Raw genomic sequence first — 19,494 nt, forward strand, 5'->3', positions numbered from 1 at the left:
CTCGTTATTTTTAACTTGATTTATCTGTAAAGTAACGTTTCACTTGTTCAATGACATTGTAACTCATAATAATTTTACCGTAATCATTTAAATATACTTCTGTTTTGTCTGAAGGCTCGGCATATTCAAGCACTTGACCATAAAAGTCATGAATAGGCTCTTCAGTTACATCTTGATCAAAATGAACCATATAGTAATATTCATTATTCACCATATATAATAAATCTTCATATGTTGTTAAATTTTGATTGTTTTGATGTGCGTATGCGATAAGTGTTTCTAAACTGTCAAATTTAAATACCAATGTTTTTGATGCTAACGCATGACTTTGTGTTTCTGATGTCGCTTGTTGTGATGATGCTTCATCCTCAACTGTATTATCATGAGTATCCGTTGTATGTGATTTTAAAGACTGTGCTAAAAGTTCATTTAACTGACTGTCAAACTCATCTAACGCATGATCTTCTTCAGACATTTGCATTAATTCATCGTTTTTAGATTTAGATATTGTTACTTCTACACCTTTTTCAAAAGCGTGAACTTGAATCCAAAGCGGGCCTTCAACAACAAAGTCCTCTTCTTGATTGATTTCTTCCATCATAGACCAAAAGAATTCTTCACCACGTTTGCGGTTCGTCCATAAGTCTTCACGTTTAAATCCACGTGCTTCAATATCTTTATATGTGATGAATAACTTTACAGTCATATCATCAATACGCTCTATTCTCATATCATCTCACTCCTCACAGTCGATGAATAGTAACCCTATTGTAGTAGACAAATTCAAAAAATACAATCTATTTGTTTATAGTATGCAATCTTTGTAAAAGTAATTTTATTTACCCCCTATGTCCTGACTTTACACAAAACATCATCCATAAACATTTCAAATTACTTCCGTAAAAAAACAAAAAACGAGCAACGCGTCATGACGTTACTCGATATCTCATACAAACCTAAATAGATTCATGATATTTAAATTAATCAACCATACGTTGTGCTTCTTGTAATTGGAACGTACGTACTTTTCGAGGTAAGAAGCGACGAATTTCATCTTCATTATACCCTACTTGTAAACGCTTATCGTCTAAGATAATCGGACGGCGTAAAATGCCAGGATTATCTTGAATGATGCCATATAAATCTTGTAATGGTAAAGCGTCGATATCGACGTTCAATTTTTGATACGTTTTAGAACGTGTAGAGATAATTTCATCTGTACCGTCTTCAGTCATTTTTAAAATTTGTTTTATTTCATCTAATGTTAAATGCTCAGAAAAAATATTTCGCTCCGTATACGGAATGTCATGTTCTTGTAACCATGCTTTCGCTTTACGGCAAGATGTGCAACTTGGTGAAGTAAATAATGTTACCATACATCTCACTCTCCTAATTGAATAAAAATTCATTAAAATTTTAACGTTTTAGTTTGTTTGCTCAATATATGTTTAAACAACTCAAATCTTTTTCTGTTTTTCTAACGCTATAGTTATATTATAGACAATCAACATTAAAATTAAATGAGAAATCTGTAAAAATAGTATTTATTTTAAATTATCAGTCTTTAGTATGAGACGATTCATTTACGATTTCTTATTACTTATCATATCATAACTTACAAACTAAGAAAATACTGTTACAATAGTAATGATTACCTTGAAAGAAAGTAGGCATTGTATATATGAAAACATTATTCTCAGGAATTCAACCGAGCGGTATCCCCACGCTAGGGAATTATATTGGGGCTTTAAAACAATTTGTTGATATTCAAGAAGACTACGATTGTTATTTTTGTATTGTAGATCAACATGCAATCACGGTGCCTCAAGACCGTTTAAAATTACGCCAACAAACACGTCAACTTGCTGCAATTTATTTAGCTGCTGGTCTTAACCCAGAAAAAATTACATTGTTCATACAGTCTGAAGTACCAGCACATGTACAAGCTGGTTGGATGCTTACAACCATTTCTTCTATTGGTGAGCTTGAGCGTATGACTCAATTTAAAGATAAAGCGCAAAAACAAAACGACGGTATTCCTGCTGGTTTATTAACGTACCCACCTTTAATGGCAGCGGACATTATTTTGTACAATACAGACATTGTTCCTGTTGGGGATGACCAAAAACAACATATTGAACTTACGCGGAATTTAGTTGACCGTTTCAATAGTCGTTATAACGATATATTAACTAAACCGGAAATTAAAATGCCAAAAGTTGGGGGACGTATTATGAGCTTACAAGACCCAACTAAAAAGATGAGTAAAAGTGATGATAACCAAAAGAATTTTATCTCTTTATTAGACGAGCCTCATATTGCTGCAAAAAAAATCAAAAGTGCAGTCACAGATTCTGATGGCCAAGTAAAATACGATAAAGAAAATAAACCTGGTATTTCTAACTTACTCACAATATATTCTAGCCTTACTAATGCATCCATTGACACGTTGGAAACACGTTATGCAAATGAAGGTTATGGTAAATTTAAAGGTGATCTGGCTGAAATCGTTGCAAACTTTTTAACAGACTTCCAAGCCAAATATAATGAATTCTATCAATCTGAACGTTTAGATGATATTTTAGATGAAGGTCGAGAAAAAGCCCACCGTACGTCATATAAAACACTTAAAAAGATGGAAAAAGCGATGGGACTAGGACGTAAACGCAAATAAAAAAACTGCACCCTTACTGAGATGAAGGGTGCAGTTTTTTTATTTTTCTTTCTTTTTACCTGTATCACGATCAATCGATTTATCAATATATGTGTACTTTAATGATGTATCGCCACCAATATTATGGTAACGTAGGTTTTTCACTTGTGGATTAGTTAAATGTGCTTCACCTTTTTGATATACAGGTGCAATTGGCGCTTCATCCAATAGTAATTCTTCAGCTTTAATGAGCATTTGATTACGTTCATCTGGTTTTTGGAGTAATTCACCATTGGCTTTTTTAAGCAACGCATCATACTCCTTATTGCCCCATCCTGTATTATTCGAAGCGTTTCCTGTAGTCATTATGTTTAAGAATGTCAATGGGTCTGGATAATCCGGTCCCCATCCTGATAATGAAATTTCATAGTTTTCACTTTGTTCACGCGCTAAACGTTGTTTAAATGGCAATTGTTGAATTTTTACCGTTATCCCCGGTAAATTAGATTCAACTTGCGCTTTAATAAATTCAGCAGAAATTTTCGATGCTGGTGTATCTTCAGTATTTAAAGTGAATGTAAATTTATCTTTACCTAATTCTTTTTTAGCTTTTTCAAAATTGTCTTTTGCTTTTTTAGGATCATATTTTAAAGGTGAGTGAATTTGATCAGTGAAGTCTTTACCATTCGGTGCATCAGCTGTGCCTTTAGCCGTAAAACCGTCAACTTCCTTAGAACCGTTGTTCAACACAGAATCTACATAGTCCTTTTTATTAATCGCTTGTGCAAAAGCCAGTCTCATATGACGGTTTTTGAGTTCAGGTACTTTGCCTTGATTTAATTTCAAGTAGAATGTGGATGCTAATAAACGTTTTTTCAATGCGGGTTCATCTTTATACTTTTCTACTTGTTCTGCAGAGATTGTTGTATCGTCAACAGATCCTGTATCATAAAGTGACGCCCCTGCTTGACCGTCTTTTAATACTTTATAATTTACTTTATCAAGTTTCACAACATCCTTATCCCAATATTTATCATTTTTTACTAATATAATTTTATCTTCTACAGCCCAGTCTTTAACTTTAAATGGACCATTGTACACACTTTTATCTTCAGATGTCCCATAACGTTCGCCATATTTTTTCACAACTTTTTCATTTTGAGGCATGAACGTCGCAAATGCTAACATTTCTTTATAATATGGAACAGGTTTAGTCAACTCAAAACGGAGCGTATGATCGTCTATCGCTTTCACACCTAAGTCATTTAAACCCTTTTTCCCCATATTAACGGCCTCGGCATTTTTAATATCATACATAATATATGCATATTCTGAAGCTGTGTTAGGATCTAAAACGCGCTTCCAAGCAAACTCAAAATCATGTGCAGTTACAGGATCACCATTAGACCATTTTGCATCTTTACGTAAATGAATGGTCCACGTTTTACCACCATTACTGATTTCTGGATCGCCTTTAGCCACACCTGGCTCTGCTTTATCTTCTGCGTTCATGACGTATAAGCCTTCATAAACTTGATTGAATTTATCAAAACTTACCGTATCCGTCACTTTTGCTGTATCTAAAGATGACATATCTTGTGGAATGACTTTACGAAATACTTGACCTTTATTATCATAAATGCCTTCTGCGTTGCCACATGCACTTAAAATTAACATGGCGATAATACTTGATATTAATATTCTCCATTTCCCTTGTTTCAATTGAAATTCCCCCTTTCTCTATGTTATACGTGTATTTCCTGTTGATTTTTAAATGCCTTTAATTCTTCTTCCGTTGCGAGGACATAATGATTTGGTGAAAAGGCTTTTAATTCTCTAGATGCATCTGGATTTTTTTCACCTTCATACGCAAAACGTTTTCTTGAACGTTCACTATCAGGATCTGGCTGAGGAACGGCAGAGAGTAATGATTTCGTATAAGGGTGTAGCGGTTGATTATAAATCTCATCTGCTGGTCCAAGCTCCACAATTTTACCTAAATGCATGACCGCAATACGGTCTGAAATATATTTCACCATGGATAAGTCATGTGCAATAAACAAAAACGTAATATTCCGTTCACGTTGTAATTTTTGCATTAAATTTACTACTTGTGCTTGAATCGATACATCCAGAGCTGAAATGGGTTCATCTGCAATAATAAATTCTGGTTCTACAGCTAAAGCGCGCGCAATACCAATACGTTGACGTTGTCCACCTGAGAACTCATGTGGATAACGATTGGCATGACTTTTACGTAAGCCAACGGTTTCAAGTAAATCGTACACGCGTTTTTTTCTATCTTTTTTATCTTTTGCAAGTCCATGAATATCTATACCTTCTGCGACAATATCCATGACTTTGAGCCTTGGGTTGAGCGACGCATATGGATCTTGGAAAATCATTTGGATTTTCTTATTGAACTTCAGTAAGTCTTTTCTTTTTTTAATACTTTGTATATTAACCCCTTCGTATAGCACCTGACCGTCTGTGACATCATTCAATTTAATAATCGCCTTTCCTGTTGTGGATTTACCCGAGCCAGATTCACCAACAAGTCCGAACGTTTCCCCTTTATAAATATCAAATGAAATATCATCAATCGCGCGTACTTCATTACGTTTACCTTGATTAAAATATTGTTTTAAGTTTTTGACTTCTACTAAAATCTCTTTTTCCACCATTAAAACGACACCCTTTCTACACGTTCTGGTTTCGCAAAATTATTAGGCATAGGACGTTGTTTACGCTTGACTAATTCTGGTGGGTCCACTTTTGGTGCCCGTTCATCTAACAACCACGAACGCACATAATGCGTTGGTGACACACGATACCATGGTGGTGCTTCTTTAAAATCTATGGCCAATGCATACTCACTACGAGCTGCAAACGCATCTCCTTTTGGTGGATGAACTAAATCCGGTGGCGATCCAGGAATCGCACGTAAAGCTGTTGAGCCCTCTGTTTCTAGGTCAGGCATTGATGATAATAGTCCCCACGTATACGGATGTTTCGGGTCATAAAATATTTCATCCACATCCCCCGTTTCAATCATCTGTCCGCCATACATAACCGCAACACGGTCTGCAACATTTGCAACGACACCTAAATCATGCGTGATGAAAATAATTGATGTATCAATCTTATGTTGGAGCTCTTTCATTAAATCTAAAATTTGTGCTTGCATGGTCACATCTAAAGCGGTTGTCGGTTCATCTGCAATCAGAATTTTTGGTTCACACGCAAGTGCTAATGCAATGACGATACGTTGACGTTGTCCTCCAGAAAATTGATGTGGATATGCATTGAATCGTTCTTTCACACGTTTTAAACCCACCAATTCTAACAATTCGATGGCGCGCTTTTTCGCATCAGCCTTATTTAAACCGATATGTTTAATAATAGGTTCCATGACTTGTTTTCCAATTTTCATAGTAGGATTCAGTGATGTCATTGGATCTTGGAAAATCATCGAAATTTCTTTACCACGCAACTTCATTAATTCTTTTTCTGATTTTTTGGTTAAGTCTTCGCCATTAAACATAATACTGCCTTGTTTTATGCGACCTGACTTACCTTGGAACAATTTCGTAATAGCTTTTGTCGTTACAGATTTACCTGAACCCGACTCACCTACAATCGCTAATGTTTCCCCTTTGTTTAAATAAAAATCTACACCACGAACCGCTTGCACTTCCCCTACTTCGATATCAAAAGAGACATGCAAGTCATTTACTTCAATTACACGTTCTGACATTTGTCATACCTCCTTTATTTTCGCATTTTAGGGTCAAATGCATCTCTTAAACCGTCACTAAATAGATAGAAAAATAGAATCAATAAACTTAAAATAAATGCTGGGATAAATAATTGGTGCGGATGGATTAGTAACATCGCACGTCCCTCATTTACAAGTGAACCTAAAGACGTTTGTGGTGCTGGCACACCAATACCAATAAAGCTTAAAAATGCCTCAAAGAAAATCGCGTTTGGCACTGTAAACATAGACGTTACGATAATCGCGCCTAACGTATTAGGTAAAATATGTTTGAAGATTAATTTTAAATTAGACGTCCCTAACGTACGTGATGCTAAGACGAATTCTTGATTTTTCAATTTTAAGAATTCTCCGCGCACAACACGACTCATGCCTATCCATCCCGTGATAGCCATAGCTAAGATAATCGTCCAAATTGAAGGTTCAAAAATCAATACGAATAAAATAACTACGATAAGAGTTGGAATTGAAGAAATAATTTCAATGACACGTTGCATAAAATCATCGACTCGACCACCAAAATAGCCTGATATCGCACCATATATAACCCCAATAAAGATATCTAGTAAAGCAGCGACTAAGCCAATAAATAATGATACTTGCGCACCTTGCCATGTTCTAGTCCAAATATCCCGACCTAATTGATCTGTTCCAAACCAAAAGTTTTGTTTTACATGTGCTTTGTCATACGCGTTACCATCTACCCCTTCGCCATCAAATGGTAAAAATGGAATTTGATCTAAAACCGCAATTTTAGGCGGTAAATTACGACGTTCAACATCTTGTTCAGCAAAGTCGTGAGAACTAATTAATGGTCCTACAATGGCTAATATTAAAATGATAATAAGCCCAATCATCCCAACTACTGCTAATTTGTTACGAGTTAGTTGTGACCATGCATCTTGCCAAAATGTGCGTCCCTCTCTTTGGAAATCTTGTTCACTACTATCAGGTGCGCCTGTACGAATAAAATCTTCGTGCATAATACCTGAAGTTTGGGCGACAGTTGCGCCAGAATGGTCATCTCTAGGTAAAGTACGTTCTTCTTTCGTCATTACTTTTTACCCCCTTGCAAACGAATTCTAGGATCGATAAGACCATAAAGAATATCGACGATAAAGATAGATACAATGAATAATGTACTAAATAATAGTGTAATCGCCATAATGACTGAAAAGTCATTCGTTGTAATTGCGCGTACGAACTGATCCCCTAAACCAGGCACGCCAAAGATATTCTCAATCGTCAGAGTCCCTGTTAAAATACTCGCTAACATTGGAACTAAAATTGTAATAACAGGTATCAGCGCATTTCGTAGTGCGTGTCCAAATAAAACGCGTTGTGTTGAATTCCCTTTTGCTCGAGCCAGTAATATGTAATCTGAACTCAACACTTCAATCATTTCAGCACGTATGTAGCGTGCAACTGTTGCAACAACAACTGCTGATAGTGCGAGTGATGGTAATATCGCTGTTGAGATACCTTCCCAACCTGCAACCGGAAACCATTGTAAACGTACAGCAAATACATATTGTAATAATACAGCTAATACGAATGACGGTACCGATATCGCAATAACGGATATAAAGGTCGCAAGATAATCCACCCACGTATTTTGTCGGGTTGCCGCAATGACTCCAAGCAACAATCCTACTATGACACCAATAATCATTGAAAAGAGCCCCATTTGAAATGAAGGCACAAGTCTCGGTTTAATCAAATCCCATACCGGTTGATTGTCATATTGGAATGAATTACCAAAATCACCTTTGACAACATTCGCCATATAATTTCCATATTGGATTGGTAGCGGATCATTTAATCCATACTTTTCGTTTAACATCGTTTTTTGCTCTTCACTTAACTTTTCGTCGTTAAACGGTGATCCGGGCATCAATTTCATAAGGAAAAATGTGATTGAAATAATAATAAATAGTGATATCACCATGTATAACAATCGCTTAAGTGTATATCTAAGCATCAAACATACCCCCTTGTGTGTAATTAACATTCCCTTCAAAATTTTCAGAAATATTAACAATATTATAATCACAAGGGTTCAAATTAATCAATATCATTTCAATTTACAGTGATAAAGAAATTGACATGAAATAGCTTTATATCAACACATCATTCTATAAAAAATAATTTACAACCAACTGAAAACACTTCAAATTAATAGGGTCGTAGGTTACAATAATCTAAAACAATGTGTAAGGAATGAAGTTATGTCACACCTACCTCAACGATCTTGGGTTTACATTGGTATCACCCCTTTATTTACGATTATTTCATGGTTAATGAGTACACATACTTGGACCCACTTTATTAATTTATTTTTTACTTTTTCAATTATTTTTGCGATTTTGTTATTCACACTTTTAGTCATTCAAGAAGGGATATTAGATGTCACAAGTTTCGGATTTAGACGTTTCAAGTATCAGTTGATGCGTAAAAAGGATAAAGGGCGTTACGAATCCGATGATTTTTTTAATCCTAAACAACCTAAGAAAAAAGAGTATGTCGTACAATCTTGGATAAAGCCAGCATTATATGTACATGTATTTTATATCGTGTTGTCATTTATTCTTGCGTTTACTGTACAGTAAACATACATTTTTGTGCATATATCTAAGCACATATGTTTTTCTAGAAAAGACATCTGTGCTTTTATATTTATATTCAAATCGTTTGAAGAAATGAGCAATGTGTTAAACCAACATCAATAAGTCATATAAGTTGACCTATTAGAATCGTGACGCATTTCTACTATTATATATGTATTTGCAAAATGTACATCAAAATGAAAATATAATTTGTATACACGTGACAAACACTTTTGAATAATTACTCAAAATCATACAAAAAAAGAATTGAGTTATCACGCAACTGTCGCGCTGTAATAATCTCAATTCTTAACCATTTTATTTTGTATTTATGCGTCGTATTTCTTAAATATTAATACGGCGTTATGACCACCAAATCCTAAACTGTTACTCATTGCATAGTTGATATCACAATCAACTGCTTTGTTTGGTGTAATATCTAAATCAATTTCAGGGTCGTTTTTCTCAACATGAATCGTTGGTGCAATCTTTTTATCTCTAATTGAAAGTACAGAGAAAATTGCCTCAACACCACCTGTTGCGCCGAGTAAATGACCAGTCATAGATTTTGTTGAACTGATCTTGAGTTGTTTTGCCGCTTCGCCAAATGTATTTTTAATGGCTTTAATCTCAAATAAATCACCCACTGGCGTACTTGTACCATGCGCATTCAAATATTGAATGTCACTTGGTTGGATGCCAGCATCTTTAATCGCCGCTTCCATGGCACGTGAACCACCTTCACCATCTGGACCAGGTGCTGTAATATGATGTGCATCACCCGTAGAACCGTAACCCACAATTTCAGCATAGATTTTCGCACCACGTGCTTGCGCTGATTCAAGTGATTCTAAAATAAGAATCCCTGCACCTTCACCCATTACAAAACCATCGCGTCCTTCTTGGAATGGACGACATGCAGTTTCAATGTCATCGTTCGTAGATAATGCGCGACTCGCGCTGAATCCTGCAATTGCCATATGTGTAATAGGCGCTTCCGTACCACCAGCAATCATCGCGTCTGCATCGCCACGTTCAATGAATTTAAACGCTTCACCAATAGAGTTCGTCGCTGTCGCACATGCTGTAACAGTTGCACCATTTGGTCCCTTAGCACCTAAATCGATAGATACTTGTCCAGTGGCCATATCTGGAATAAGCATCGGTACGAAAAATGGACTAACGCGACGTGGTCCTTTTTTCTTTAATAAATCATAGGCTTCCTCAAACGTTTCCATGCCACCAATACCAGAACCAATCCAAACACCCACTCTATCAGCATTTGATTCATCAATTGTTAAACCAGAATCTTTTAATGCTTCTCTCGCTGCTACAACCGCATATTGTGTAAAACGAGACATTTTGCGTGTTTCTTTTTTAGGAATGTGGTCTTCAATATTAAATCCTTTTAATTCTCCACCTATGTGAACATTATAAGGTTCTGTATCAATACGTGTAATTTTGTCAATACCATTGACACCCTTTAAGGCATTTTCCCACATCGTAGGTACGTCATTTCCAATTGGCGATAATGCACCTAATCCAGTAACTACGACACGTTGTTTTTTAGTCATCTCAGTTCCTCCTCTACTATTTTCCCCATCGAATTACTAGTGAACCCCAAGTTAGTCCGCCACCAAAGCCAACTAAAACGAGCACATCATCGTCTTTAATTCGACCAGCTTTTAATTCTTCAGAAATACTTAATGGAATGGATGCCGCTGAAGTATTACCATATTTATCCACCGACACGCTCATTTTTTCTTTCGGAATGTTTAATCTTTGACGTGCAGATTCCATAATACGAATATTTGCTTGATGTGGCACAAATAAATCAATATCCTCTGGCTTTAAATTTGCTTTTTCAACTACACGTAATGAAGAATCTCCCATAATACGTACCGCAAATTTAAACACTTCACGTCCATTCATTCTTATAAAATCTGTCTCTTGTTCTTGGTAAAGGTACTTACCGCCAACACCATCAGATCCTAATTCATAACTTAGAATACCACGGTTGGCTGATACTTCGCCAATGATAGCCGCTCCGGCACCATCACCGAATAAAATTGCAGTAGAACGATCTTCTAAATCTGTAATACCTGATAAACGATCAGCACCTACGACAAGCACATTTTTATAGTCTCCTGATAATACAAATGCTCTTGCAGTTACAATCCCGTACATAAAACCTGTACATGCCGCGAGTTGATCTACAGATGCTACTTTATTTAAACCTAATCGATGTTGTAAAATATTAGCAACGGTTGGGAAGCGATGATCACCACTTGATGTTGCCACTATAACCATGTCGATATCATCTTTATCAATACCTGCATCTTCAATTGCACGTACACTTGCTTCATATGCTAAATCTGACGTTTTTTCGTCATCTTTTGCCCATCTTCGTTCTTTAATCCCAGTCATTTGGGAAATCCATTCATCTGATGTATCAAGGTATGATTCAAAGTGCGCATTGTCAACAACGCGTTCTGGTGCGTATGCCCCAAATCCTTTAATACCTACATTCATGGTTTGAACACCTTCTTCATATATTTTTAATACCAGGTATTAATTTACCATATTGACATTAAAAAAGACAAGTCTTATACTATCACGACTATACAAAACAAACCAAGACACTTATAATAGAATTATCAGTAAAAATGGAGGCATATCGCAATGAAATACTTCTTTACATTCTTTTGGGCGGTACTCTTATTAGAGATGGTTAATTTCGTACTTAATAGTCTCAATGGTGGTGGCCCTATTAACTTTATCGCGCCACTTATCTTAGCTGCATTGATGGTCCTTATCGTTGTATTAATTGATAGCGCAATTAAACCTGATACATACCATCCAGTGAAAGATACACAAAAGTAATTTTTGAAAGGCATTGATTTAATGCTTTCTAAATGGTTTTGTAGAGGCGTAAATCGAATATAGATGATCACAATAAAACCTTCAAAATTCATTTCATCGAATTTTGAAGGTTTTATTTGTTCTATACGCATCACTATGTGTGCTGTCCATTAATCGCTAAATCTTCATGTAGATACCCAATCAAAATTTTAAGAGACGGCTCACTATTTTGGAAGAAAACATTTAACGACATCACTAACACTTAAAGCTATTTCATATAAAAAAAGAGACCATAAGGAATGCTCAAACTACAAGCTATTCTCCTTATCGTCTCAATCAATCTATTTAAATTTTAATCGGTATGATCGCTTTTAAACCTCATGCGGTTTTTGAACTTCGAAAGTCATTTCACCATTTTTGATGTCACCATAAACGTGTGTACCTTCTGGAAGGTTTTCTTTAATCATCATACGTGCTAATGGTGTTTCAACATGACGTTGAACGAAACGTTTCAATGGTCGTGCACCAAATTGTGGTTCATACGCAGTTTCGCCCATCCATTTTTTCGCAGCATCAGATATTTCTAATGTGATACGTTGATCTGTAAGACGCATATTTAAGTTTCTCAATACTTTATCTACGATTAACTGCATGTCATCAACAGATAATGGTTTAAATAAGACAATGTCATCCATACGGTTTAATATTTCAGGTTTAAAATAACTATGCAAGCTATCCATCACCGCTTTTTCCGTGTCTTCTGTAATTTCTCCAGTATCTTTCACACGGTCAAGTAAAATTTGAGAACCAATATTACTTGTCATGATGATAATTGTATTTTTAAAGTCTACACTTCTACCTTTAGAGTCAGTTAAACGACCATCATCTAAAATTTGAAGTAAAACATTGAACACATCAGAATGTGCTTTTTCAATTTCATCTAATAAAATTACTGAATACGGATTACGTCTAACGGCTTCTGTTAATTGTCCACCTTCATCATGACCGACATAACCTGGAGGCGCCCCGATAAGACGCGATACAGCGTGTTTTTCCATATATTCACTCATGTCGATTCGAATCATATGACGTTCTGAATCAAATAATGTTGAAGCTAATGATTTTGCAAGCTCTGTTTTACCGACCCCAGTTGGACCTAAGAATAAAAATGACCCAATAGGACGATCCGGATCTTTAATACCTGCACGCGCACGGACTACCGCATCTGCCACTAAATCAACTGCTCTGTCTTGCCCTACAACACGTTCATGTAAAATATCTGATAATCCTAATAGTTTTTCTCGTTCTGTTTCAACAAGTTTTGAAACCGGTATGCCTGTCCATTGACTCACAATTTCACCGATTTCTTCATCCGTAACCACTTCACGTATAATACGGTCACTGTCTGCTCCTTGCGCTTCTTGGAAAGACGCTTCTAATTCTTTTAATTCTTTTTCAAGCTCAGGAATTTTACCATGTTGTAATTCTGCCGCTTTTTCTAAGTCATAATTATTTTCCGCGTCTTCTAAAGCTTTACGACTTTCATCAAGTTCAGTTCGTTTTTCTTGTACTTTAGCAATTTTCTCTTTTTCACTTTCTACACGTGATTGTAATTTTGCCTGAACTTCTTTTTCTTCTGCAAGTTCTTCTTGTAATTCTTTTAAACGGATTTGACTTGCTTCGTCTGATTCTTTTTTCAAGGCATTTTCTTCAATTTCTAATTGCATCACGCGTCGATTCACTTGGTCTAATTCTGTAGGGTTAGAACCCATTTCTGTACGGATCGTTGCTGAAGCTTGGTCGACAAGGTCAATCGCTTTATCCGGTAAAAATCGATCCGTAATATAACGATCTGAAAGCTCTGCAGCAGCAACTAATGCACGGTCTTGAATGCGTACCCCGTGATGGACTTCATAACGCTCTTTTAATCCACGTAAGATAGAAATCGTATCTTCAATATTAGGTTCTTTAACGTTTACTTTTTGGAAACGACGTTCTAATGCTGAATCTTTTTCAATATACTCACGGTATTCATTTAGAGTTGTTGCACCAATACAATGGAGTTCACCACGTGCAAGCATTGGTTTTAACATGTTACCAGCATCCATGGCACCGTCCGTTTTACCTGCACCTACTAACATATGAATTTCATCAATAAATAAAAGAATGCGACCATTCGAATCTTTGACTTCTTTTAAAACTGCTTTTAAACGTTCTTCAAATTCACCACGGTATTTTGCGCCGGCAACTAAAGCACTTAAATCCAATTCAAAAACTGTTTTATCTAATAAAGAATCAGGCACATCACGTTTAACGATACGTTGCGCTAACCCTTCGACAATTGCTGTTTTACCTACACCTGGCTCACCGATTAACACCGGATTATTTTTTGTTTTACGACTTAATATACGAATCGTATTTCGAATTTCTTCATCACGACCAATCACTGGATCCATGTTTCCTTTTCTGACTTCTTCAACAAGGTCGCGTCCATATTTAGCTAATGCTTCGTAGTTTACTTCAGGGTTTTGAGTAGTCACGTGATTCCCTCCTCTAACTTTCTTAATGATTTCTTTAATCACTTCTTGTTTATTGCCTACATGTTGACGTGTAATGTCCTCAACGTCTATAGCAGCTCTCAATAGATGCTCCATCGAAATGAACGCATCTTCATATTCCTTCATATATTGCTCAGCTTTATTAAACACTTCGTTCGTTTTCGAACCAAGATATTGCCCGTATTGTACGTTATCCCCTTTAACAGAAGGATAACGGGATAATTTATCTGTATAGGCTTTATTTAAAGCTTCTGTATCTATATTGGCACGCTCTAATATACTTTGATATAAACTGTCAGGTTGTTCTAAAATCGCTTTTAATAAGGCTTCTATTTCTACATTAGTTAATTCATACTCTTTAGCATATTCAATGGCTTTTTGAAGCGCATTTTGAATAGAATGCGTTAATTGATTAATATCCAAAATGTCTCACTCCTTTATCTATTCTCGGTCAATTGACTTTGACTTTCTTTGACCTTAATTATATTATACGTTCGCACGTTATGAAATGCAACAATTTAGTTTGACTTTTTTTGACTAATCAGCCTACGTCATACATATTTACTTTTTTACGTCATTTCAAACATTTTTATCACGTAATGAAAAAGAACCTCCTTATCATATGAGGAAGTTCTTCAATACATCTATATTCTGTTTTAACTTACGCCTAATGCAATTTTGGCATAACGAGACATCATATCTTTCGTCCAAGGTGGATTCCACACAATGTTCACTTCAGTGTCTTTAATTTCAGGTAATTCACCTAGTGCTGTTTTGACTTGATCAACAATTTGTGGTCCCATTGGGCATCCAATAGATGTTAATGTCATCTCAACAGTACAAAGGCCATCATCATTTAAATCTACTTTATATACAAGGCCCAAATTGACGATATCAATACCGAGTTCAGGGTCGATAACGTTTTCTAAAGCGCCTAAAATACTATCTTTTAAAGCCTCTTCCATGAGATTCACCTCTTCTAAATAATAACTACTCTCAATATATCAAAATTCAGACATTACGACAATAAAATGCTATGATAAGCATACATTGAAACTAGCGCATAAGGAGACCGTTATGAAACAACATTTAATTTGCCTCGATTTAGATGGCACTTTACTGAATGATGATAAAAATATTACCCCCTATACATTTAAAGTACTTAAAACATTACAATCCCAAGGGCATGCAATTATGATTTCAACAGGGCGTCCTTTCCGAGCAAGTAAACGGTATTATGATGAACTCAATATGGATACACCTGTTGTTAATTTTAATGGTGCCTATGTACACCATCCTAAAGATCCCCATTTCCCGACACAACATTCCCGTTTAGATGAAGGCATTGCAACATGCATTATTGATACCTTAAAAACAATGAATGTTCAAAATATGATTGCTGAAGTCATGGACCAAGTATATCTTGATCGCTATGATGAAAACCTATTCGAAGGGTTTAGTATGGGGGAAGCTAACATACAAGTTGGTGATTTACGAAAACTTTTGAAAGAAGATCCTACCAGTTTATTAATAGAAGCTGATGAACATCAGATTCCACGCATTAAAAAGATACTCACACGGTTTTATGCTGAAAATATTGAACACCGTCGTTGGGGTGCCCCTTTTCCAGTCATTGAAATTGTTAAACGTGGCATTAGTAAAGCCGTTGGTATAGATATTGTAAAAGATTATCTTCAAATCGAGCGTCAACATATTATTGCTTTTGGTGATGAAGATAATGATATCGAAATGATTAAATATGCTAAACATGGCGTCGCTATGGCCAATGCCATTCCTGAACTCAAACATGTTGCAAAAGAAACGACCGCGTCTAATAATGAAGATGGTATCGGTATTTATTTAAATGATTATTTCCAATTAAATATAGCTAAAAACAACTAAGGAGGTCTACACATGAGTCAAAAAGTTATTGTCGTTGGCGCTGTTGCAGGTGGTGCTACTGCCGCAAGTCAACTTCGTCGTTTAGATTCAAATGCACACATTACTGTGTATGAAAAAGATAGAGATATGAGTTTTGCAAACTGCGGCTTACCTTATTATCTAGGAAATGTAGTTGAAACACGTGAAGCTTTACTTCCCATTACACCACAAATTTTTAAAGACAAGAAAAATATTCATGTGTTTGTAAAACATGAAGTCATTGCTGTTGATAGTCATGAAAACTACGTTACTGTCAAAAATCATGAGACAGGTGAAATATTCAAGGATCATTTTGATACGTTAATTTTGAGTCCTGGTGCACGAGCACATCATTTAAACTTTGATGCCCCCCACCTCTTTACTCTACGCAATATGGAGGACACGGATGCTATTGAAAACTATATCACTCAACATGAGGTGAATCGCGTACTCGTTGTCGGAGGCGGTTATGTAAGTTTAGAGGTATTAGAAAACATGCATCATCGTGGTTTATGTCCTACGCTTATCCATCGTTCTGAAGCGATTAATAAGCACATGGACCAAGATATGAATCAAGTTATTTTTGAAGCGTTAGAGGCACGTGACATACCCTACCGTTTAAATGAAGAAATTGAATCTATAGAAGGCAAAATGGTGACATTTAAATCTGGAATGAAAGAAGCTTATGATTTAATCATTACAGGGGTTGGTGTGAAACCGAACTCTGAATTCCTTAAACATTCCGGTATTACACTAGATGAAAAAGGTTATATTCCTGTCAACACACGTTTTCAAACGAATCAACCACATATTTATGCTCTAGGCGATATTATTACGAACCGTTATCGCCACGTTGATTTACAAGCACATGTGCCTTTAGCTTGGGGTGCACATCGCGGTGCAAGCGTGATTGCTGAACAATTGGCTGGACATAAAGATGTGACATTTAAAGGATTTTTAGGCGCAAACATTGTTAAGTTTTTCGATTATACGTTAGCAAGTACAGGAATTGGACCACATGAACTCAAACATTTTGATTATGACGTTGTGGATGTGAAACAAACAGCGCATGCGGGGTATTATCCTAATAATTCAAAATTACATTTACGTGCTTATTATGACAAGCACAACCGACGTTTGTTGCGCGCAGCAGCCATTGGTAAAGACGGTGTAGATAAGCGCATCGACGTTTTAACGATGGCTATGATGCACGAGGCAACGATTGATAATCTCACTGAATTTGAGGTCGCTTATGCACCACCTTATAGTCATCCTAAAGATGCCATTAATATGCTCGGTTATAAAGCACGTCAATAAAGAAACGATTGCAGTGTCTTAAATACTTATGATTTTCATGCACAAGATTAAATGTCTTACATTTTTTCAGCTCAAACATGAAAGATAGCTATGGATAAGACGTTAGTCGTCATTTAACTATTTAAGTTAAACAAAAAACAACCTTCAAAGTTCATTTACACATGAATTTTGAAGGTTGTTACATTATGGCCAACTCAAGCTCTAGCCGTTTGAGTTTAATGAAATAACTGTGTGATTGGACCCCAAGGTAAAATAATGCCTAAAATGATCGTTAAGAATGCAACGACCCATGTTGCAATAAATAGACCACGACTAGATGCTTTACGTTTTTTACGTGCAATGGTTACTTCCATTAATCCTACAATAGCGATTCCCATTAACATTTTTAACGTTAACAACATATGGTTTGATCCTGCACTCGTGAACGCATTTGCAATTAGCCATACACCCGTAATTAGAACTAATAGCATAAATAAGCGCGTCGCCATATGTAACGGTTTAAATAGCGGTGTTGGACCTTGTTTATTTGAGAAATTCTCATAAGCAGCAAAAAATAAAATCAATAATATAATCCAACTTATAATATGCAAATTAATTAAAACCATTATAGACCCTCCTTTTATACATAACTTTATTGATTATACCATATTAATAGTATTCATTCATTTAAATAACCCGTCTGACGTAAACTCAAACACATTTAACATTCAGTGAGAGCCATTATAAAATGATACTCATATTCATCAAAACGCCTTCAAAGTTCATATTAAATAATGACCTTTGAAGACGTTTATAATTAATATTTTAACCATCAATCCATCCGTTAGTCATATCAGCATACATGTGAATGAGGGTTTATTTTTCAATATAGTTTGTTAACGTTCCAATATTATCGACCGTTACTTTAACTTCATCACCAGGTTGTAAATATTGCGGTGGATTCATACCAGCCCCAACACCAGATGGCGTACCTGTCGCAATAATGTCACCAGGATGTAACGCCACATATTTTGAAATTTCTTCGATTAATTCGTCAATTTTCAAAATCATCTCAGATGTATTCCCATCTTGACGAATTTGATTGTTGACTTTCGTTACAATGTTGACATTTTCAGGTGTTGGCATTTCATCTTTAGTAACAATGTAAGGACCCATTGGGCAAGCCCCTGTTAAACTTTTAGATAAAAAGGCTTGATCATGCGCTTTTTGAGCTGTACGGTCTGTAATATCATTGATTATTGTGTATCCATACACATAATCAAGTGCCAGACCTTTTGGTATTTTTTCACCATATTTACCAATGACAATCCCTAGTTCACCTTCATAATCTAATGTGTCCGTAATATCTTTATGATTTGGAATTGTCGTTTCATCACCAGTTAATGATGATGCTGCTTTAGTAAAAACATATAAACGATTTACTTCATGATTTAACTCTTCTGCATGCGCTTTATAATTACGCCCAAATGCGATGACATTGTTTGTCGGTGTCACAGGAGGTAAAAATTCGATATCATCAAATTTTACTTTATACGCATCTCCGCGACCACTATCTTCAGCAGCAACGACAGCTTTACGCACTTGCTCTTGAAATTCAATCGTTTGATTTTGTTGTAATCCTTCTAATAATGTTTTGGGATGAAAGTCACCTTCAGCAAAGTCAGCAAATACTTTTGTTAAATCCCATGCTGCCTCTTCACGTTTTACTTTCACACCAAATGATGTTTCACCATTATGCTTGAATGATAAGAATTTCATTCATAATCAGCTCCTAACGTATTTCTTAACCACATTATAACG

At 35.9% G+C, this 19,494-nt stretch carries 18 protein-coding genes; 5 read left to right on the forward strand and 13 right to left on the reverse strand.

Features of this window, described 5'->3' with window-relative positions; translation table 11 throughout:
- Positions 1-10: 10 nt before the first annotated feature.
- Together mecA and spxA are read right to left on the reverse strand one after the other, a co-directional pair.
- Positions 11-730: an adaptor protein MecA gene (gene mecA, locus G8Y85_RS05880; protein ID WP_165805562.1), complete on the reverse strand. Its 720-nt coding sequence runs from the start codon at positions 728-730 to the stop codon at positions 11-13.
- A 250-nt stretch (positions 731-980) separates the two neighbouring features.
- The gene (spxA, locus tag G8Y85_RS05885; protein ID WP_037565881.1) at positions 981-1,376 is read right to left on the reverse strand and encodes a transcriptional regulator SpxA; all 396 of its coding nucleotides are present in this window, start codon (positions 1,374-1,376) and stop codon (positions 981-983) included.
- A 305-nt stretch (positions 1,377-1,681) separates the two neighbouring features.
- Here spxA and trpS point away from each other — a divergent pair, with 305 nt between their 5' ends.
- Positions 1,682-2,674 carry a tryptophan--tRNA ligase gene (gene trpS / locus G8Y85_RS05890; RefSeq protein ID WP_060550679.1) on the forward strand — a complete coding sequence of 331 codons (993 nt, stop codon included), beginning with the start codon at positions 1,682-1,684 and terminating at the stop codon, positions 2,672-2,674.
- Positions 2,675-2,713: 39 nt separating this feature from the next.
- Here the strand turns inward: trpS and G8Y85_RS05895 are convergent, their stop codons facing one another.
- From G8Y85_RS05895 to opp3b, 5 genes are all read right to left on the reverse strand, one after another.
- A complete protein-coding gene (locus G8Y85_RS05895) occupies positions 2,714-4,330 on the reverse strand; it encodes a peptide ABC transporter substrate-binding protein (protein WP_165805602.1) in 1,617 nt (538 codons plus the stop codon).
- A gap of 68 nt (positions 4,331-4,398) precedes the next feature.
- Positions 4,399-5,337, reverse strand: a complete 939-nt coding sequence (locus G8Y85_RS05900) for an ABC transporter ATP-binding protein (RefSeq protein WP_060550678.1) — start codon at positions 5,335-5,337, stop codon at positions 4,399-4,401.
- A complete protein-coding gene (locus G8Y85_RS05905; RefSeq protein WP_103345738.1) occupies positions 5,337-6,410 on the reverse strand; it encodes an ABC transporter ATP-binding protein in 1,074 nt (357 codons plus the stop codon). The genes G8Y85_RS05900 and G8Y85_RS05905 overlap by 1 nt, the downstream gene beginning before the upstream one ends.
- 14 nt (positions 6,411-6,424) lie before the next feature.
- Positions 6,425-7,486, reverse strand: a complete 1,062-nt coding sequence (gene opp3C / locus G8Y85_RS05910) for an oligopeptide ABC transporter permease (RefSeq protein ID WP_060550676.1) — start codon at positions 7,484-7,486, stop codon at positions 6,425-6,427.
- On the reverse strand, positions 7,486-8,412 hold the full coding sequence (gene opp3b / locus G8Y85_RS05915; protein WP_037566854.1) for an oligopeptide ABC transporter permease: 927 nt from the start codon (positions 8,410-8,412) through the stop codon (positions 7,486-7,488). Before opp3b ends, opp3C begins: the two co-directional genes overlap by 1 nt.
- A gap of 247 nt (positions 8,413-8,659) precedes the next feature.
- Here opp3b and G8Y85_RS05920 point away from each other — a divergent pair, with 247 nt between their 5' ends.
- A complete protein-coding gene (locus tag G8Y85_RS05920) occupies positions 8,660-9,040 on the forward strand; it encodes a DUF3899 domain-containing protein (protein ID WP_037566853.1) in 381 nt (126 codons plus the stop codon).
- 326 nt (positions 9,041-9,366) lie between these two features.
- Here the strand turns inward: G8Y85_RS05920 and fabF are convergent, their stop codons facing one another.
- Both fabF and G8Y85_RS05930 read right to left on the reverse strand, forming a co-directional pair.
- Complete coding sequence (gene fabF / locus G8Y85_RS05925; RefSeq protein WP_037566850.1) at positions 9,367-10,611, reverse strand: beta-ketoacyl-ACP synthase II; 1,245 nt, start codon at positions 10,609-10,611, stop codon at positions 9,367-9,369.
- A gap of 16 nt (positions 10,612-10,627) precedes the next feature.
- On the reverse strand, positions 10,628-11,569 hold the full coding sequence (locus tag G8Y85_RS05930) for a beta-ketoacyl-ACP synthase III (RefSeq protein ID WP_037566847.1): 942 nt from the start codon (positions 11,567-11,569) through the stop codon (positions 10,628-10,630).
- 150 nt (positions 11,570-11,719) lie between these two features.
- On the opposite strand from G8Y85_RS05930, the gene G8Y85_RS05935 reads away from it, so the two are divergent.
- Positions 11,720-11,920 carry a YjzD family protein gene (locus tag G8Y85_RS05935; protein WP_037566844.1) on the forward strand — a complete coding sequence of 67 codons (201 nt, stop codon included), beginning with the start codon at positions 11,720-11,722 and terminating at the stop codon, positions 11,918-11,920.
- 350 nt (positions 11,921-12,270) lie between these two features.
- Here the strand turns inward: G8Y85_RS05935 and clpB are convergent, their stop codons facing one another.
- Together clpB and G8Y85_RS05945 are read right to left on the reverse strand one after the other, a co-directional pair.
- Positions 12,271-14,880: an ATP-dependent chaperone ClpB gene (gene clpB, locus G8Y85_RS05940; protein ID WP_060550674.1), complete on the reverse strand. Its 2,610-nt coding sequence runs from the start codon at positions 14,878-14,880 to the stop codon at positions 12,271-12,273.
- Between the two features lie 233 nt (positions 14,881-15,113).
- Positions 15,114-15,422, reverse strand: coding sequence for a metal-sulfur cluster assembly factor (locus tag G8Y85_RS05945; protein ID WP_037566840.1), 309 nt, complete (start codon positions 15,420-15,422; stop codon positions 15,114-15,116).
- Positions 15,423-15,534: 112 nt separating this feature from the next.
- On the opposite strand from G8Y85_RS05945, the gene G8Y85_RS05950 reads away from it, so the two are divergent.
- Complete coding sequence (locus tag G8Y85_RS05950) at positions 15,535-16,359, forward strand: Cof-type HAD-IIB family hydrolase (RefSeq protein WP_165805563.1); 825 nt, start codon at positions 15,535-15,537, stop codon at positions 16,357-16,359.
- A 12-nt stretch (positions 16,360-16,371) separates the two neighbouring features.
- Complete coding sequence (locus tag G8Y85_RS05955) at positions 16,372-17,694, forward strand: CoA-disulfide reductase (protein WP_107370604.1); 1,323 nt, start codon at positions 16,372-16,374, stop codon at positions 17,692-17,694.
- Positions 17,695-17,909: 215 nt separating this feature from the next.
- On the opposite strand, the gene G8Y85_RS05960 is transcribed toward G8Y85_RS05955, so the two are convergent.
- The gene (locus tag G8Y85_RS05960) at positions 17,910-18,299 is read right to left on the reverse strand and encodes a YisL family protein (RefSeq protein WP_037566834.1); all 390 of its coding nucleotides are present in this window, start codon (positions 18,297-18,299) and stop codon (positions 17,910-17,912) included.
- 250 nt (positions 18,300-18,549) lie between these two features.
- Complete coding sequence (locus tag G8Y85_RS05965; protein WP_037566832.1) at positions 18,550-19,452, reverse strand: fumarylacetoacetate hydrolase family protein; 903 nt, start codon at positions 19,450-19,452, stop codon at positions 18,550-18,552.
- Positions 19,453-19,494 lie beyond the last annotated feature (42 nt).

The sequence above is a fragment of the Staphylococcus sp. 11007852 genome, from assembly GCF_011394325.1.
GTDB classification, from domain to species: Bacteria; Bacillota; Bacilli; order Staphylococcales; family Staphylococcaceae; genus Staphylococcus; species Staphylococcus agnetis.

Excerpts from the sequence above, each read along its gene's own strand:
- mecA (WP_165805562.1), bottom strand. The coding sequence starts at position 730 with ATGAGAATAGAGCGTATTGATGATATGACTGTAAAGTTATTCATCACA.
- spxA (WP_037565881.1), bottom strand. The coding sequence starts at position 1,376 with ATGGTAACATTATTTACTTCACCAAGTTGCACATCTTGCCGTAAAGCG.
- trpS (WP_060550679.1), top strand. The coding sequence starts at position 1,682 with ATGAAAACATTATTCTCAGGAATTCAACCGAGCGGTATCCCCACGCTA.
- G8Y85_RS05895 (WP_165805602.1), bottom strand. The coding sequence starts at position 4,330 with ATGTTAATTTTAAGTGCATGTGGCAACGCAGAAGGCATTTATGATAAT.
- G8Y85_RS05900 (WP_060550678.1), bottom strand. The coding sequence starts at position 5,337 with ATGGTGGAAAAAGAGATTTTAGTAGAAGTCAAAAACTTAAAACAATAT.
- G8Y85_RS05905 (WP_103345738.1), bottom strand. The coding sequence starts at position 6,410 with ATGTCAGAACGTGTAATTGAAGTAAATGACTTGCATGTCTCTTTTGAT.
- opp3C (WP_060550676.1), bottom strand. The coding sequence starts at position 7,486 with ATGACGAAAGAAGAACGTACTTTACCTAGAGATGACCATTCTGGCGCA.
- opp3b (WP_037566854.1), bottom strand. The coding sequence starts at position 8,412 with ATGCTTAGATATACACTTAAGCGATTGTTATACATGGTGATATCACTA.
- G8Y85_RS05920 (WP_037566853.1), top strand. The coding sequence starts at position 8,660 with ATGTCACACCTACCTCAACGATCTTGGGTTTACATTGGTATCACCCCT.
- fabF (WP_037566850.1), bottom strand. The coding sequence starts at position 10,611 with ATGACTAAAAAACAACGTGTCGTAGTTACTGGATTAGGTGCATTATCG.
- G8Y85_RS05930 (WP_037566847.1), bottom strand. The coding sequence starts at position 11,569 with ATGAATGTAGGTATTAAAGGATTTGGGGCATACGCACCAGAACGCGTT.
- G8Y85_RS05935 (WP_037566844.1), top strand. The coding sequence starts at position 11,720 with ATGAAATACTTCTTTACATTCTTTTGGGCGGTACTCTTATTAGAGATG.
- G8Y85_RS05945 (WP_037566840.1), bottom strand. The coding sequence starts at position 15,422 with ATGGAAGAGGCTTTAAAAGATAGTATTTTAGGCGCTTTAGAAAACGTT.
- G8Y85_RS05950 (WP_165805563.1), top strand. The coding sequence starts at position 15,535 with ATGAAACAACATTTAATTTGCCTCGATTTAGATGGCACTTTACTGAAT.
- G8Y85_RS05955 (WP_107370604.1), top strand. The coding sequence starts at position 16,372 with ATGAGTCAAAAAGTTATTGTCGTTGGCGCTGTTGCAGGTGGTGCTACT.
- G8Y85_RS05960 (WP_037566834.1), bottom strand. The coding sequence starts at position 18,299 with ATGGTTTTAATTAATTTGCATATTATAAGTTGGATTATATTATTGATT.
- G8Y85_RS05965 (WP_037566832.1), bottom strand. The coding sequence starts at position 19,452 with ATGAAATTCTTATCATTCAAGCATAATGGTGAAACATCATTTGGTGTG.